This is a genomic window from Xenorhabdus bovienii (assembly GCF_024721015.1).
GTDB lineage: Bacteria > Pseudomonadota > Gammaproteobacteria > Enterobacterales > Enterobacteriaceae > Xenorhabdus > Xenorhabdus bovienii.
The window spans coordinates 1-14,698 of the sequence record NZ_JANAIF010000083.1 but is presented as its reverse complement, the minus strand read 5'-3'; the positions used below and the strand labels follow the sequence as shown (position 1 = coordinate 14,698).

15 protein-coding genes, 1 tRNA gene and 1 pseudogene are annotated in these 14,698 nt (G+C 45.0%); 8 read left to right on the top strand and 9 right to left on the bottom strand.

The annotated features are described in order from the left end of the window. Window positions 1-138 precede the first annotated feature (138 nt). Window positions 139-1,470 carry a murein transglycosylase D gene (gene mltD / locus NXS07_RS16600; RefSeq protein ID WP_046336353.1) on the bottom strand — a complete coding sequence of 444 codons (1,332 nt, stop codon included), beginning with the start codon at window positions 1,468-1,470 and terminating at the stop codon, window positions 139-141. A 72-nt stretch (window positions 1,471-1,542) separates the two neighbouring features. Beyond that, a complete protein-coding gene (gene gloB / locus NXS07_RS16595) occupies window positions 1,543-2,298 on the bottom strand; it encodes a hydroxyacylglutathione hydrolase (protein ID WP_038224570.1) in 756 nt (251 codons plus the stop codon). Between the two features lie 40 nt (window positions 2,299-2,338). On the opposite strand from gloB, the gene NXS07_RS16590 reads away from it, so the two are divergent. Beyond that, the gene (locus tag NXS07_RS16590) at window positions 2,339-3,055 is read left to right on the top strand and encodes a class I SAM-dependent methyltransferase (RefSeq protein WP_258087170.1); all 717 of its coding nucleotides are present in this window, start codon (window positions 2,339-2,341) and stop codon (window positions 3,053-3,055) included. An 82-nt stretch (window positions 3,056-3,137) separates the two neighbouring features. Here the strand turns inward: NXS07_RS16590 and NXS07_RS16585 are convergent, their stop codons facing one another. Beyond that, the gene (locus NXS07_RS16585) at window positions 3,138-3,539 is read right to left on the bottom strand and encodes a type II toxin-antitoxin system VapC family toxin (protein ID WP_038224569.1); all 402 of its coding nucleotides are present in this window, start codon (window positions 3,537-3,539) and stop codon (window positions 3,138-3,140) included. Next, window positions 3,539-3,784, bottom strand: coding sequence for a type II toxin-antitoxin system Phd/YefM family antitoxin (locus NXS07_RS16580; protein ID WP_038224568.1), 246 nt, complete (start codon window positions 3,782-3,784; stop codon window positions 3,539-3,541). Before NXS07_RS16580 ends, NXS07_RS16585 begins: the two co-directional genes overlap by 1 nt. Window positions 3,785-4,025: 241 nt before the next feature. Here NXS07_RS16580 and NXS07_RS16575 point away from each other — a divergent pair, with 241 nt between their 5' ends. After that, on the top strand, window positions 4,026-4,169 hold the full coding sequence (locus NXS07_RS16575; RefSeq protein WP_155271877.1) for a hypothetical protein: 144 nt from the start codon (window positions 4,026-4,028) through the stop codon (window positions 4,167-4,169). Between the two features lie 74 nt (window positions 4,170-4,243). Here the strand turns inward: NXS07_RS16575 and rnhA are convergent, their stop codons facing one another. After that, window positions 4,244-4,714 (bottom strand): ribonuclease HI, encoded by a 471-nt coding sequence (rnhA, locus tag NXS07_RS16570; protein ID WP_258087169.1) that lies wholly within the window; start codon window positions 4,712-4,714, stop codon window positions 4,244-4,246. A 63-nt stretch (window positions 4,715-4,777) separates the two neighbouring features. On the opposite strand from rnhA, the gene dnaQ reads away from it, so the two are divergent. Together dnaQ and NXS07_RS16560 are read left to right on the top strand one after the other, a co-directional pair. Beyond that, on the top strand, window positions 4,778-5,527 hold the full coding sequence (gene dnaQ, locus NXS07_RS16565; protein ID WP_038194112.1) for a DNA polymerase III subunit epsilon: 750 nt from the start codon (window positions 4,778-4,780) through the stop codon (window positions 5,525-5,527). Between the two features lie 138 nt (window positions 5,528-5,665). Then, window positions 5,666-5,742, top strand: a tRNA-Asp gene (locus tag NXS07_RS16560). Window positions 5,743-5,805: 63 nt separating this feature from the next. Here NXS07_RS16560 and NXS07_RS16555 read toward each other — a convergent pair. Beyond that, window positions 5,806-6,303, bottom strand: coding sequence for a GNAT family N-acetyltransferase (locus tag NXS07_RS16555; protein WP_038202468.1), 498 nt, complete (start codon window positions 6,301-6,303; stop codon window positions 5,806-5,808). 446 nt (window positions 6,304-6,749) lie between these two features. Between NXS07_RS16555 and tkt the strand changes: the two genes are divergently transcribed. From tkt to fbaA, 4 genes are all read left to right on the top strand, one after another. Beyond that, a complete protein-coding gene (gene tkt / locus NXS07_RS16550; RefSeq protein ID WP_046336359.1) occupies window positions 6,750-8,744 on the top strand; it encodes a transketolase in 1,995 nt (664 codons plus the stop codon). Between the two features lie 275 nt (window positions 8,745-9,019). Next, window positions 9,020-10,039, top strand: a complete 1,020-nt coding sequence (gene epd / locus NXS07_RS16545; protein ID WP_258087168.1) for an erythrose-4-phosphate dehydrogenase — start codon at window positions 9,020-9,022, stop codon at window positions 10,037-10,039. An 87-nt stretch (window positions 10,040-10,126) separates the two neighbouring features. Next, window positions 10,127-11,293, top strand: a complete 1,167-nt coding sequence (gene pgk / locus NXS07_RS16540) for a phosphoglycerate kinase (RefSeq protein ID WP_038224561.1) — start codon at window positions 10,127-10,129, stop codon at window positions 11,291-11,293. Between the two features lie 57 nt (window positions 11,294-11,350). Beyond that, the gene (gene fbaA / locus NXS07_RS16535) at window positions 11,351-12,427 is read left to right on the top strand and encodes a class II fructose-bisphosphate aldolase (protein WP_038194125.1); all 1,077 of its coding nucleotides are present in this window, start codon (window positions 11,351-11,353) and stop codon (window positions 12,425-12,427) included. 273 nt (window positions 12,428-12,700) lie between these two features. Here fbaA and NXS07_RS16530 read toward each other — a convergent pair whose 3' ends face one another. The 3 genes and pseudogenes from NXS07_RS16530 to NXS07_RS16520 form a co-directional block, all read right to left on the bottom strand. Beyond that, window positions 12,701-13,096, bottom strand: a complete 396-nt coding sequence (locus tag NXS07_RS16530; RefSeq protein ID WP_038218834.1) for a hypothetical protein — start codon at window positions 13,094-13,096, stop codon at window positions 12,701-12,703. A 380-nt stretch (window positions 13,097-13,476) separates the two neighbouring features. Further along, window positions 13,477-14,262: pseudogene (locus tag NXS07_RS16525) on the bottom strand (RHS repeat-associated core domain-containing protein); the annotation flags it as partial. 32 nt (window positions 14,263-14,294) lie between these two features. Continuing rightward, entirely contained in the window at window positions 14,295-14,525 is a 231-nt protein-coding gene (locus NXS07_RS16520) for a hypothetical protein (protein WP_258087167.1), read from the bottom strand. Window positions 14,526-14,698 lie beyond the last annotated feature (173 nt).

Below are 14,698 nucleotides of genomic sequence, written 5' to 3'. Positions count from 1 at the left end.
TAAATATAAATATAAATATAAATATAAATATAAATATAAATATAAATATAAATGATATTGCAGATTAATATTCAGCGAAAAAACTCCCTGTCCTTCTGGACAGGGAGTTTTATATAATATCGAACAAACTAAACTGACTTAATTAGGATAAAGCGTCAGATTGATACCCGGTTTAATATCCTTGATTCTGATGCTTTTATTCCAGCTCATCAGGTCGTTGAGATTGACGCCGTGGCGTTTGGCGATGCTGAAAAAGGAGTCTCCCTTGCGAACCTGATACGTGACAGGGCCACTGCTATTGATTTTCAAGACTTGCCCGATCTTGAGTCGATCTACAGTTTTCAAACTGTTTAATCTCTGTAATTCTCGGTGAGATGTCTTAAAACGTTTTGCAATGGCAGACAGCGTATCACCAGAACGAACCGTATATTGGCTCTGTTGCAGTAGCTGGCGAGTATTTTGAGCAACAGCCAGCCGGATATCCTTCAAGACTTTTTCATCTGTCAGCAAGTTTTTAAACTGTTTGACGTTCCTTTTGGGCAGCATGATGTAATGCGGCCCATCAGGGGATGTTATGCCCTGCTTATAACCAGAGTTATATGCCCTGATTGATGTCAGGGACAGCCCAGATAACTCCGCTGCTTGTGACAGCGTGATCTGCTGACCAACCTCAACTTTAGCAAGTGCCTGCTGATTGTTGAGCTGTGGCAGCTTCAAACTAAACTTGTCGTTATGGCGAATGATATTGCTGAGAGCCACTATTTTTGGAACATACTGCATCGTTTCGCGTGGCAGCGACAAAGACCAGAAATCCGTTGGTCTGCCCTTCGCCTGATTGTCTTTGATTGCACGTATGACCCGACCTTCGCCGCTGTTGTAAGCCGCGATAGTCAACAACCAATCTCCATTAAACCGTGCATTCAGATACTCAAGCATCTCCAGCGCTGCTGTCGTGGATGCAGCCACATCACGACGGGCATCGTACCATTTATTCTGTGTCAAGCCATAATGGTGGCCTGTACTCGGAATAATCTGCCATAAGCCAGCCGCTTTGGCATAAGAAGTGGCATGAGGATTAAAAGCACTCTCCACTATGGGAAGAAATACTACTTCCATTGGCATATGTCGTTGATCAAGCTGATCAACTATCCAATACATATACGGTTCTGCCCGTAACATCACATTTTGGAGATAACTCTTGTGTTTCAGATAATAATTTTGTTGCTCGCGCACCCTGTTATTGTCAGGAATTTCCATCTTCAACTCATCACGGATATGTCCCCACAAATCTTGTTGGGTTGTCGGACTCTCCTTCCAGTTTGCAGTATCCTTTGGTTCTGCAATACCGTCTGTCTGCTGATTCGTTGAAGACATCTTCTGTGTATTTTGCTGGGAAGGGGTTTTTGATTGCAGACCCGATTGACACCCGGCAAGTAGAACAGAGGCGAATAAGATCGCTTTTGTCTTCATGTTCTCTTTTTATGTTTGCCTAAAAGGTGAGCGATCATACTGACCTATTACGCAGAAGACAACCCAATAAAGTCAAAATCGATCTTTATAAATTCTTAATTGCTGAAAAACAGAAGAAAGTGGTTTTGAATTAGGTTTAATGCCGATATTTTTTTGTAAATCAATGTTGTGACAATTCAGGAAAACGTTAACTTTTTTCTCTATTTGTAAAGTTGTTGGCACTGTTGGCTTATTATTTTCGCGAATACTTATAATTTTATTATAATAATCATGAATAGTTTTATTCTCAGGTAAAACTGCCCGTGCAAATTTCATATTGGCGGCAGTATATTCGTGAGCACAGCAGATTAAAGTCTCATCCGGTAATGATATGATTTTCTCAAGAGAAGAAAACATTTGTTCGGCTGTACCTTCAAACAATCGACCACAGCCACCAGAAAACAGAGTGTCGCCACAAAACAAATAGGGAGCCTGATAGAATGCAATGTGACCCAGGGTATGGCCGGGTAATTCCATGATGTGGAAACAATAATGACCGATCTCAATGGTGCCATGTTCATGGACAATATGAGTGGCACCTTTGCTCCGGGTCTCTTCCGGGCCATATACGGGTAATTCGGCGTATTGTTTAAGTAGGCCAGCCACGCCGCCAACATGGTCGTGGTGATGGTGAGTCAGCAGGATAGCCGCAGGAATAAGTTGGTTGGCTGCTAAGATATCAATGACAGGTTGTGATTCAGACGGATCAACAATGACACAATGTTTGTCTTCATCACAAAGTAACCAAATGTAGTTATCTGAAAGGGCGGGGATCCTGATAAGCTCCATTATATGCCTCATGTTTATAGTAGGTTGAAAGGAAGATGACATGCAATCAGCGCGTTCAATCAAGCAAATAACATCCCCTGCTTCTTGGGCTGAGTTGCCGTGGGGGGAGTATTACCGCGTCGCTCTGGAACGTCAATTGGAACCGTGGTGGCCGAAGATTTTTGGGCTTCATTTGGCGAAGCTGGGTAATCTGAGTGCAGAAATTGACAGCCGTGCCTGTCCGATCAGTCATCAGTTCAATATCGGCTTACTCGAGGGAAGTATGGATGTTATTGCTGATCCTTACTGCCTGCCTTTTGAAGCTAAATCTGTTGATGCCTGCCTGCTGGCGCATATGCTGACTTACAGTGCTGATCCACACTGGCTGCTACGGGAAGTTGACCGTATCATAACTGATGATGGCTGGGTGATTATCAGTGGTTTTAACCCGATCAGCCTGTTGGGATTAAGAAAAGTGTTCCTGCCGATACACCGTCGTCAGGCTTATGAGGCTCAAATGTTTTCCATGCTTCGCCAAGTGGATTGGTTAAGCCTGCTCAATTATGAAATTGTTCATCATGCCAGCTTTCATGTTTTACCGTGGCAAAGCGGGAAAAGTTTTTGTAACCGTTCCACGTCGATATTTGGCTGTATGAATTTGGTAATTGCCCGCAAGCGGACAATTCCCCTGACATTAAATCCCATGTGGGCGACATCGCTGAAACCGAAGTTCAGAAATGTATTGGGAGCGGCAAAAGATCTTCACCGACGCCAATAATTTTTACCAAGGTGCATCGTAAAGCCCCGTCTTTTAAGGCGGGGAGGTAATAAACGAGTTACATTACCCATACTCATTTTGGCTATCTGTTAGGGATTACAGTAATATAATCACTGACAAAATCTATCAGCTTGCTATCACTGGTAATGAGTGGGATCTTGTTGTATTTCGCTTGAGCGACAATCAACCGGTCAAACGGGTCTTTATGTAGCTTTTCCGGTAAATCACATACAACAAGCGTGTGTTCGCTTTTGATGGGGATTTCAATCAAACCAGCTTGAAACAGTCCATCCCTGAACTGTTTTGGATCTATGGAAAAATCAGGCTTGTTCAGATTGCTTTTAATGACCACCTCCCATATAGACGCCGCGCTAAAACAAAGGGTTTTGTCGGTATCTTCGAGAAGATCAATAACATCGGCTTTCAGTTTTTCCGGTTCATATGCCATAAACAATAAAATGTTAGTATCTAACAACAATTCCATTAAGAGTCTTTTCCTTCGAACATATCAACAATTTCAGCGCTGTTCATATCGTCAAAATTGTCGGGAATACGACCTTTGCCTTTGAGGAAGCCTAATTTACGCTTAGGTTTCTCTTCTCTGTATGCGACAACTTTAACCAGTGCATGGCCATTCTTGGCAATCACCACAGATTCTCCAGTGCGAGCAACTTCCTGAACAATTCTGGACAGGTTAGTTTTCGCATCGTAGATGTTAATCTTTTCCATAACATCACCTCTTGATGTACATACATTAAGCATATTTGTTTTTATTATTTTGGTCAACTTTGTTAGACTAACTTTATGATTGAGTGTTGAACGTGTGAATTTATTTCTAATAATGTGAATTACAATAATTTATTGAATAATATAATTTTTTTAAATTAAATCGCGTTTTTTTGTTGCTGTATATGATGTCGTTAAGCTACGATTTCCCCGCTTAAGGTCGGTTCTGGAAGGTTGGGTTAGATTGCTTAAAGATGGTGATTTGATTTTGGAAGACAGAAAAATGCTTCCTCCAAAACGAAAAGCGATGCTGGACGAGCTATCAAAAGACATCCCGAAAATGGTAAGAGTAGGGTTTAAGGTGCTGGTGGATGAACTCGATCTATAACTGACGGATTGTATATGTTAAGCCCCATAAGAATATGAGGCTAATTGGTGATAGTTATTGTTGAATACCGTTATTTAATTTTCACTTTCAGCATAACCATTATCAGGCAACGTGGGTGAATTGGCGGCGGTACGAGCCAATTCATCACACTGTTCGTTTTCTCGATGGCCTGCATGCCCCTTGACCCAGCGCCAATCGATATCATGGTCTGCTATGGCTTGATCCAGTCGCTGCCAGAGATCAACATTGATGACGGGGGATTTGTCGGCTTTTTTCCAGCCGCGTTTTTTCCAGTTGTGTATCCATTGGGTAATTCCTTGATGGACATACTGGCTATCGGTAGTCAGGATCACATTGCATGGACATGTGAGCGATTCCAGCCCTGCAATGGCCGCCATCAATTCCATTCGGTTGTTGGTCGTACGAAAATAGCCTTTGCTCAAGGTTTTTTCATGCTGCTGGTAACGGAGTACAACACCGTATCCACCGGGTCCGGGATTACCGAGGCAAGATCCATCGGTGAAAATTTCTACCTTTTTGCTCATATTTGGTAGACTCTTCCTATATCAACTTCAATCGAAACTCTAAGTCTGACACAAAAAAACACTATGAGCACTGCAATTACCCGCCAAATTGTCCTCGATACAGAAACAACCGGTATGAACAAGCTGGGTGTTCACTATGAAGGACACAATATTATCGAAATTGGAGCGGTGGAAGTGATCAACCGTCGTCTGACGGGGCGCCATTTTCATCTCTATATTAAACCTGAGCGTCTGGTTGATCCTGAAGCGTTTGAAGTTCACGGTATCAGTGACGAATTTTTGCAGGATAAACCAAAGTTTGCCGATATTGCCGATGAGTTCATCGAATTTATCCGGGGCGCCGAGCTGATTATTCATAACGCGACGTTCGATATCGGCTTTATGGACTATGAATTCCGCAAGCTTAATCGTGATATCCCGCCAACCGCAGATTTTTGTACGATCACGGATAGCTTGGTGCTGGCAAGGCAACTGTTCCCCGGCAAGCGAAATAACCTTAATGCATTGTGCGACCGTTATCAGATCGATAACTCGAAGCGTACTCTCCACGGGGCCTTGCTTGATGCCGAGATTTTGTCTGATGTCTATCTGACAATGACAGGTGGCCAGACATCGCTGACCTTTTCGATGGAAGGGGAGATTTCAGGTGGCGCTCAGATGGCAGAAATCCAGAAAATTACGCGTCCCCAAACGGGATTGAAAGTTATCTATGCTTCTGATGAGGAATTGCTTCAACATGAATCCCGCTTGGATCTGGTTGAAAAGAAAGGGGGAAGTTGTCTATGGCGTTCAAAACCTGAACAATTACAGTGACGGAAGCCGCAATAAGATAAAATAACTTCGTCATTAAGGTGAAAAACTGTGCAAGCGCACAATTTTGTTATAAAAAGCGATTGACGGATTATGCTGAGGCTCGTATTATCCACCCCGTTCTCAACCAGAACACCATGCGGTGCGGTAGTTCAGTTGGTTAGAATACCGGCCTGTCACGCCGGGGGTCGCGGGTTCGAGCCCCGTCCGCACCGCCAGAATATTTAAGCCCTGAGTTTTTAACTCGGGGCTTTTTCTTTTTCCGGCAACGACCAAAAGCCTCAAATCAGCTTATAAAAAAATGTAGTTCCCGCGAATTCCCCGCCGGAATTTAACGCAAATTGTGGGATCTGCCCGGCTTCAATAAAACCGCATTTTCGATAGAGTGCTGACGCGGGGTCACCAGTACGGGTATCCAATACCAGCAAACGACGCTGATATTGCTTTGCCAGCCGTTCCAATTCATTCATTAACATTCGGCCAATGCCGCGCTGACGGTAAGCGGTATGCACTATCAGTTTTTCCACTTCGGCACGGTGCAGGCCATTCTTTTTCTGGCAGAAAGACAGTTGTACCGAACCAGCGACTTCTTCTCCCTCCAGAGCCATCAACAGCACGCGACTACCCGACACCATATCTGCTTCAACATTTTGCCAGTATTGCTCTGCTTCGTTCACATCAAGTGGAGCAATAAAACCGACAGAAGCGTCGCTTTCGACACAATCGTGCAGTAAGTTAATAAGCCCGTCACGTTTTGTATGAATAGAATCCAATCGCATGATAGCCGGAATTGAGGTTGAGTCAGATGTAAGATTGAATTTTGACATTTATTATTAAGTTTGGGAGAAGTAATGACCAAATACTATACAAAATCATCAGTATTTCAATTCAAATAAGCCTCAATATCAATTAAATATCATTATCCTCATAGGCAAAGAAACTCGCTCTTTTTGCCTTGATCAACCTATAAAGTATCATGTCTAATACGTGACTTCCCTTTGCGCAAATCACGGTATGAAATTATCTCCCATTTGCGCAAATGCACCTTCAGTTGTACGAATTGATCTGAAAATTTGTCATAACAACGGGATAAATCAAAGAATTGATGCCAGAGGAAAATTAAGATTGTTCCCGTTATCTGGCATTAATGATTGCGGTTTGTATGCCGCGCTGCGAAAATTAGTTCTTATGTACATTAACGCTTTCATCCGACTTGGAGTAAAGAATGACCACTCGTAAAACCCTTGCTAATGCTGTCCGCTTCTTGAGCATGGATGCTGTGCAGAAAGCAAAATCAGGGCATCCTGGCGCACCAATGGGAATGGCTGACATTGCCGAAGTGCTGTGGCGCGACTATTTGAATCATAACCCGGTGAACCCTAACTGGGCTGCTCGTGACCGTTTCGTATTATCCAACGGCCACGGCTCTATGCTGATTTACAGCTTGCTGCACCTGACTGGCTATGATGTTTCTATCGATGATCTGAAAAACTTCCGTCAACTGCATTCCAAAACCCCTGGACATCCAGAATATGGCTATACTGCGGGCGTAGAAACAACGACTGGGCCACTGGGTCAGGGCGTCGCCAATGCAGTGGGTTTTGCAATTGCGGAACGTACACTGGCAGCACAGTTCAACCGCCCGGGTCATGATATCGTCGATCACCACACTTATGTATTCATGGGTGACGGCTGTATGATGGAAGGGATCTCCCATGAAGTCTGCTCTTTGGCGGGTACACTGAAACTGGGCAAACTGATTGCGTTCTATGATGACAATGGTATCTCCATCGATGGTGAAGTAGAAGGTTGGTTCACTGATGATACCGCTGCACGTTTTGATGCGTATGGCTGGCACGTTATCCGTGGCGTAGATGGTCATGACTCAGACGCTATCAAAGCCGCAATCGAAGAAGCACAAAAAGAAACAGGCAAACCTTCTCTGCTGATGTGTAAAACCATCATCGGTTTTGGCTCACCAAACAAAGCAGGCAAAGAAGAGTGTCACGGTTCCCCACTGGGTGACGCGGAAATCGAAGCGACCCGCAACGCGCTGGGCTGGGAACATCCTGCGTTTGAAGTTCCTCAGGATATTTATGCTGGATGGGATGCTAAAGCAGCAGGCAAAGCTAAAGAAACGACATGGGAAGAAAAATTTGCCGCTTACGCAACAGCACATCCAGAACTGGCAGCAGAATTTAACCGCCGTACCCGTGGCGAGCTGCCTGCAAGCTGGGAAGCCGAATCCAAAGCATTCATTGAGAATCTGCAACAGAATCCAGCTTCTATTGCCAGCCGCAAAGCATCACAAAATGCGCTGGAAGCATTCGGTAAAGTTCTGCCTGAATTTATGGGCGGCTCTGCTGATTTGGCTCCAAGTAACCTGACCATGTGGTCTGGCTCCAAACCCCTGAATGAAGTTCAGGACGGCAACTATATTCACTACGGTGTCCGTGAATTCGGTATGTCTGCCATCATGAATGGTATCGCTCTGCATGGCGGTTTTGTACCTTATGGCGCGACATTCCTGATGTTTGTTGAATATGCCCGTAACGCGGTGCGTATGGCTGCGCTGATGAAAATCCGCAGCATTTTCGTATATACCCATGACTCCATCGGTCTGGGCGAAGATGGCCCGACCCATCAGCCGGTTGAGCAAATTGCCAGCCTGCGCGTGACGCCAAATATGAGCACATGGCGCCCATGCGACCAGGTGGAATCAGCGGTTGCGTGGAAATATGCGATTGAACGTCAAAATGGCCCGACTGCCCTGATCTTCTCCCGTCAGAATCTGGCACAACAGGCGCGTACGGCTGAACAACTGGCGAATATCGAGAAAGGGGCTTATATCCTGAAAGATTGCGCAGGCCAGCCTGAACTGATCCTGATCGCGACTGGCTCTGAAGTTGAACTGGCGGTGAAAGCGGCTGATCAACTGAGCGCAGCAGGTCGCCAGGTTCGTGTTGTCTCTATGCCATCTACTGATGCATTTGACAAACAGGATGCAGCATACCGTGAAGCTGTACTGCCAGCTGCGGTTTCTGCTCGTGTTGCCATCGAAGCCGGTATCGCTGATTACTGGTTCAAATACGTTGGCATCAACGGTGCTATCGTGGGTATGGAAACATTCGGTGAATCCGCGCCGGCTGATCTTCTGTTCAAAGAGTTTGGTTTCACTGTCGAAAACGTGGTTGCCAAAGCGACATCTCTGTTGAAATAATCAGTAAACGAAACGATAAGCGCATTCGCATCAATATCTGAGCGAATGCGCTCTTTTTTTATGCAATTTTGCTTCATTATCTCATTAATGACTCTTGCCATCGCGCTTTTTTTCTCGTAATCTGCGTCTATATTAGCTGAACCGTTTCAGTTTTGGCTCGTAAAATGTCTTGTCTGTCACAATCTGATTAATTTTGTGATGAATCATCCGTACAATCAGCAGTTGCTCAGTTATTCTAAGCGGTTGCATGACCACAGAGAAATTCAGGGAGTAACATGACAATCAGGATAGCGATTAACGGTTTTGGGAGAATCGGGCGCAGTATCTTACGTGCTCTCTACGAATCCGGGCGTCAAGCTGAAATTTCGGTGATCGCTATTAATGAGCTGGCTGATGCGGAAGGTATCGCTCACTTATTGAAATACGATTCCAGTCATGGGCGTTTTGCATGGGATGTACGCCTGAACAACAGCTTATTGCAAGTGGGAGATGACAGCATCCGGCTGTTTCATCAACCGGATATTTCAGCGTTGCCGTGGAAAGAGTTGGACATTGATATCGTACTTGACTGTACGGGCAAATACGGCGAGCGGGCGGATGGTGAAGCGCATATTGCCAGCGGTGCCAAAAAAGTTCTGTTTTCCCATCCGGGAGGGAATGATCTGGATGCGACCGTAGTCTATGGTGTGAATCACCATGAGCTGGTGGCGGAGGATTGTATCGTTTCCAATGCATCCTGTACGACAAACTGCATTATTCCAATCATCAAATTATTGGATGATGCGTTCAATATTGAATCTGGCACGGTGACAACCATTCATGCTTCTATGAATGATCAACCCGTGATTGATGCTTATCATAGTGATTTACGTCGAACCCGAGCTGCCAGTCAATCCATCATCCCTGTCGATACAAAACTGTCTGCGGGGATCACACGTATCTTCCCCAAATTCAGTGATCGTTTTGAGGCCATTTCGGTGCGGGTGCCGACTATCAATGTGACAGCGATTGACTTGAGCGTGACGGTCAGCGCCGCAGTGGATGTCAGGGATGTGAACCAGCTACTGCAAGAATCAGCGGTAAGCTCGTTTCGTGGTATAGTGGATTACACTGATTTACCGTTGGTTTCAACGGATTTTAACCACGATCCCCACAGTGCCATCGTGGATGGTACACAAACGAGGGTCAGCGGGAGCCACCTGATCAAGACTCTCGTGTGGTGTGATAATGAGTGGGGCTTTGCCAATCGTATGCTTGATACGACGTTGGTAATGGCCGCAACGGGTTTCAAATAATCTTCTGTTGTGTCGGGTGTTACTTGGACAAACGGCACACAGCGGAGGATTGAGTAATTTTATAGAGAATCAATGAGAGGATTCACCATGTCTGTAATTAAGATGACTGATTTAGATCTGGCGGGTAAACGCGTGCTGATCCGTGCTGATCTGAATGTGCCTGTAAAAGATGGCAAAGTTACCTCTGATGCACGTATTCGTGCGTCTTTGCCGACGATTGTGTCTGCGTTGAATCAGGGAGCCAAAGTCATGGTTACTTCTCACCTGGGGCGCCCGACTGAGGGAGAATACAACGAAGAGTTCTCACTGCAACCTGTCGTTGATTACCTGAAAGAAAAACTTTCATCTCCTGTTCGTCTGGAAAAAAATTATCTGGATGGCGTTGAAGTGGCGGAAGGCGAACTGGTTGTGCTGGAAAACGTTCGCTTCAATAAAGGTGAGAAAAAAGACGATGAAACGTTATCAAAACAATATGCAGCCTTGTGTGATGTGTATGTGATGGATGCCTTTGGCACCGCGCACCGCGCTCAGGCATCCACCCACGGCGTTGCCAAATTTGCGGAGATTGCCTGTGCGGGTCCACTGCTATCCGGTGAACTGGAAGCCTTGGGTAAAGCGCTGCGCAACCCCGCTCGCCCAATGGTGGCGATTGTGGGTGGTTCTAAAGTCTCAACTAAACTGACTGTTCTTGATTCACTGTCTAAAATTGCTGACCAGCTGATTGTGGGCGGTGGAATTGCCAATACGTTTGTTGCCGCAGAAGGGCATAATGTTGGCCGTTCTCTGTATGAAGATGATTTGATCCCTGAAGCGAAAAAACTGCTGGAAAGCTGTGATATTCCGGTTCCTACCGATGTCCGTGTTGCCACTGAATTCTCTGAAACAGCAGAAGCAACGCTGAAATCCACCAGCGAAATTAAAGACGAAGAGCAGATCCTGGATTTGGGTGATGCTTCTGCGGAGCGTCTGGCTGAAATCCTGAAAGATGCCAAAACCATTCTGTGGAATGGCCCGGTGGGTGTTTTTGAATTCCCTAACTTCCGTAAAGGAACCGAAATTATTGCTCGTGCGATTGCTGAAAGTGACGCTTTCTCGATTGCAGGTGGCGGTGATACCTTGGCCGCCATCGATCTGTTCGGCATTGCTGATAAGATCTCTTACATCTCTACCGGTGGTGGTGCTTTCCTTGAGTTTGTCGAAGGCAAAAAACTGCCAGCCGTTGTCATGCTGGAAGAACGTGCTAACAGTAATTAAGTTGTGATAACGGGCAGCATTTGCTGCCTGTTCAATGTCAATACAGGACCACGTAACATGTCTAAAATTTTTGATTTCGTAAAACCGGGTGTCATCACTGGTGATGATGTTCAAAAAGTCTTTGCTGTCGCAAAAGAAAACAACTTCGCTTTACCAGCTGTTAACTGCGTCGGTACTGATTCCATCAACGCAGTGTTGGAAACAGCGGCAAAAGTACGTGCTCCGGTAATCATCCAGTTTTCCAATGGCGGTGCGGCATTCGTTGCAGGTAAAGGTTTGAAGGCAGAAGGCCAGCAGGCGGCGATTCTGGGTTCAATTTCTGGTGCTCATCATGTTCATCAGATGGCAGAATACTACGGCGTTCCTGTTATCCTGCATACCGACCACTGTGCACGCAAACTGCTGCCGTGGATTGACGGCCTGCTGGATGCCGGTGAAAAACATTATGCGCAGACCGGAAAGCCGCTGTTCTCTTCCCATATGATTGACCTGTCAGAAGAGTCTCTGGAAGAAAACATTGAGATTTGCAGCCAGTATCTGGCGCGTATGGCGAAAATCGACATGACGCTGGAAATCGAACTGGGCTGTACTGGCGGTGAAGAAGACGGTGTTGATAACAGTCATCTGGACAGCTCTTCTCTGTATACTCAGCCAGAAGATGTGGCTTACGCTTATGAAAAACTGAACGCTATCAGCCCACGTTTCACTATCGCGGCTTCTTTCGGTAACGTTCACGGCGTCTATAAGCCAGGTAATGTCAAACTGACGCCAAAAATCCTGCGTAACTCACAAGACTACGTGTCTGAGAAGTTCAACCTGCCACACAACAGCCTGGATTTCGTTTTCCACGGCGGTTCTGGTTCTACCGCAGAAGAGATTCAGGAAGCGGTCAGCTATGGCGTAGTTAAAATGAATATCGATACCGACACCCAGTGGGCAACTTGGGAAGGTATTCTGAACTACTACAAAAAGAACGAAGGCTATCTGCAAGGTCAATTGGGTAACCCAGAAGGCGCAGACAAACCTAACAAAAAATTCTACGATCCACGTGTTTGGCTGCGTGCTGCCCAGGTTTCCATGATCGTTCGTCTGGAACAGGCTTTTAAAGAATTGAATGCGGTTGATGTGCTGTAATTGGTATCCTAATTAAATGTTTTGAACTGCACCCGTAAGCGATAATTATTTAGCTTTGAAAGGTGCAGTTTTATTAATTATATTTGGCAGTTTCACATAGTAAATGCAACATCGTTATTCTGGAAGTAGATAACTCTGTATTTCTTCAAATAAAAAATGAGAGTTACTTCATGTTTTACTATATTTATATAGAAAAATGGATAACTCTTATTTTTAGATGCTGTTTTAATTTAATATTTATGTACTTCATATATTATAATTAAACAAGATTTTTTATAACTTTCCCCCGGAAAACATCTCTTTTATATCCACATTCATGGCGTTATTAGCGGTTATATCACTCAACAAGACATGAACATTTCTGCCATCCTGTTTAATTGAATGAATTTTAAAACGTGTTTCTCTGGGGAAGAGAATCTCAGCCTGTCCTGCTGGTGGGCCTTTAAGCCGTTCGGTCAAAGTCTTGCTTGAAGCCCGATCAAAAGCCATTTTTTCAATCGCATTATTGTATTGTGAAATATCAGCGATATTAACTCCTTTATTTGATAACAAAGCCATTTTGACATATCGAGTTTCACCTTTATCCTCTTTATGCTTAAAATCTAAAAAACCACGATGTTCTGATGTAGATAAATAAGTACGGTCTGAAACAATATCTCCGACATTCATACGGTTTTCTCCTTGAGAATGCCAGGGAGAGAAAGTCTCGTTATCTGCATATGTCATAACGCGGTAAACGACCTTTTTTTCGTTATTTTTACTTTGCAGGGTGATAATGCCCTATCTATGCCTTGTTGAACGATTGTACCCGTTTTCCCCTGCCGGATATCCTCATTAATAGCTTTACTACTGGTCGTGTAGTCTTTAAGAAACTGGCTATCTTTACCAATAGGATTCTGGGTTAATAGCTCATGAGATTCTTTTTCGGTCTGAGCAGCTATGGCCCGTTGCCTTTTGAATGGTTGAGATTTCATCATTTTTTGGAAGAAACGCTCTTCCAGACCAGTAAAAGAACCTTTTGCTATTGCAGCATCCTCTGTTCTATGTACTGGTGCTAGTCCCTTAACATCTAACAATTTGATAGGATTATTCCTCACCATCCGATACAAATTCAGCCCATCTATAGTTCCTGCCGGATCAGCACTTAACCATCTTCCCACCTACGGCTGATAATAACGGAAGCCATAATAATACAACCCCGTCGCATCCCGCTCTTTGCCGGAATAACGAATCGTTTTGTAATGGGCTTCGGTCTGGTTTCTTGTCGCCCATACTGACGTACCGCCATAGGGATAATATTCTTCCTCAGTGATAATCTGTCCTGTGCCATCCAATTCAAGTTGACTGCAGCCAAGCAGATTGCCATAGTTGTAACGCAGTTGATTATTATCGATATCCGTCGGTTTACCGCTCTCCCAATGCAGAACACGTACTTGTGCCCGACCTGCTTCACCAACGCTGATCATCTGCAAATCTTCGGTGATATTCCCGCCATTTTTAGTCGTACGCAGTTCCAAGCCTGCCAGATAAGTGACTCGCTGTTGTTCACCGATTTTCAGCATCCGGATACCGCCGCTGTCATAGCGATACTCTTCAAGGCTGTCGCTGCTGCTCACTTTGTTTACCTGCTGCAACTCTCCCCGTGAATTCCAATTCAGGCTTTGCCCTTGAATCAGGTTCATTTGATGACCGCCGGCATCAAACTGTGCATCGACCTGTTCCGGTTTTTCGGCCAAATCTTGAGAGACGGCGTGGTTACTGCGATTGGAAACGGTGATATTTAAGGTGTAATTATTATTCGTCGCTGGTGAACTGTGGCGGATTTGCAGCAGGTTCGCCCTGAATCAACACTGTCTGTATGTAAAATCTAGCCGTTTAAATCATGCTGCCAGATAAAATTGGGCTTGATGGTACTGTCATTCTGCTGGCTGGCATACAGCCGGGGATCAAGACTCTGGATCAGAGAACCTTGGATATTATATTGGTGGTGGGTAATACGGGTATCGGTTGCATTGTTCACTTCGGCACGGTGATAACCTATATCTCGAACGTGTAAACCCCGGTTATCAAGCACACTCACCATCGGGGGTTTTTTCATAAAGCGCGGGATTAAAACGACTCATCTATGACCTCCTCTAAATTTAATAGACCCTTTACGGGGCGGGTACTAGAAAAAGGATTTTGAGGGAACCACCCTAGACGATGTCGTCATGAGATTTTCAGCCAAAGAACAAGGCAACGGATTTGCACTGCGGCAAGAAAAGACGCGCT

Bases quoted from the DNA above. Each gene is read 5' to 3' on its own strand.
- NXS07_RS16520 (WP_258087167.1), bottom strand. From the start codon at position 14,525: ATGAAAAAACCCCCGATGGTGAGTGTGCTTGATAACCGGGGTTTACAC.
- epd (WP_258087168.1), top strand. From the start codon at position 9,020: ATGACAATCAGGATAGCGATTAACGGTTTTGGGAGAATCGGGCGCAGT.
- gloB (WP_038224570.1), bottom strand. From the start codon at position 2,298: ATGGAGCTTATCAGGATCCCCGCCCTTTCAGATAACTACATTTGGTTA.
- NXS07_RS16530 (WP_038218834.1), bottom strand. From the start codon at position 13,096: ATGAATGTCGGAGATATTGTTTCAGACCGTACTTATTTATCTACATCA.
- dnaQ (WP_038194112.1), top strand. From the start codon at position 4,778: ATGAGCACTGCAATTACCCGCCAAATTGTCCTCGATACAGAAACAACC.
- rnhA (WP_258087169.1), bottom strand. From the start codon at position 4,714: ATGAGCAAAAAGGTAGAAATTTTCACCGATGGATCTTGCCTCGGTAAT.
- NXS07_RS16585 (WP_038224569.1), bottom strand. From the start codon at position 3,539: ATGGAATTGTTGTTAGATACTAACATTTTATTGTTTATGGCATATGAA.
- NXS07_RS16590 (WP_258087170.1), top strand. From the start codon at position 2,339: ATGCAATCAGCGCGTTCAATCAAGCAAATAACATCCCCTGCTTCTTGG.
- pgk (WP_038224561.1), top strand. From the start codon at position 10,127: ATGTCTGTAATTAAGATGACTGATTTAGATCTGGCGGGTAAACGCGTG.
- NXS07_RS16580 (WP_038224568.1), bottom strand. From the start codon at position 3,784: ATGGAAAAGATTAACATCTACGATGCGAAAACTAACCTGTCCAGAATT.
- mltD (WP_046336353.1), bottom strand. From the start codon at position 1,470: ATGAAGACAAAAGCGATCTTATTCGCCTCTGTTCTACTTGCCGGGTGT.
- NXS07_RS16555 (WP_038202468.1), bottom strand. From the start codon at position 6,303: ATGCGATTGGATTCTATTCATACAAAACGTGACGGGCTTATTAACTTA.
- tkt (WP_046336359.1), top strand. From the start codon at position 6,750: ATGACCACTCGTAAAACCCTTGCTAATGCTGTCCGCTTCTTGAGCATG.
- fbaA (WP_038194125.1), top strand. From the start codon at position 11,351: ATGTCTAAAATTTTTGATTTCGTAAAACCGGGTGTCATCACTGGTGAT.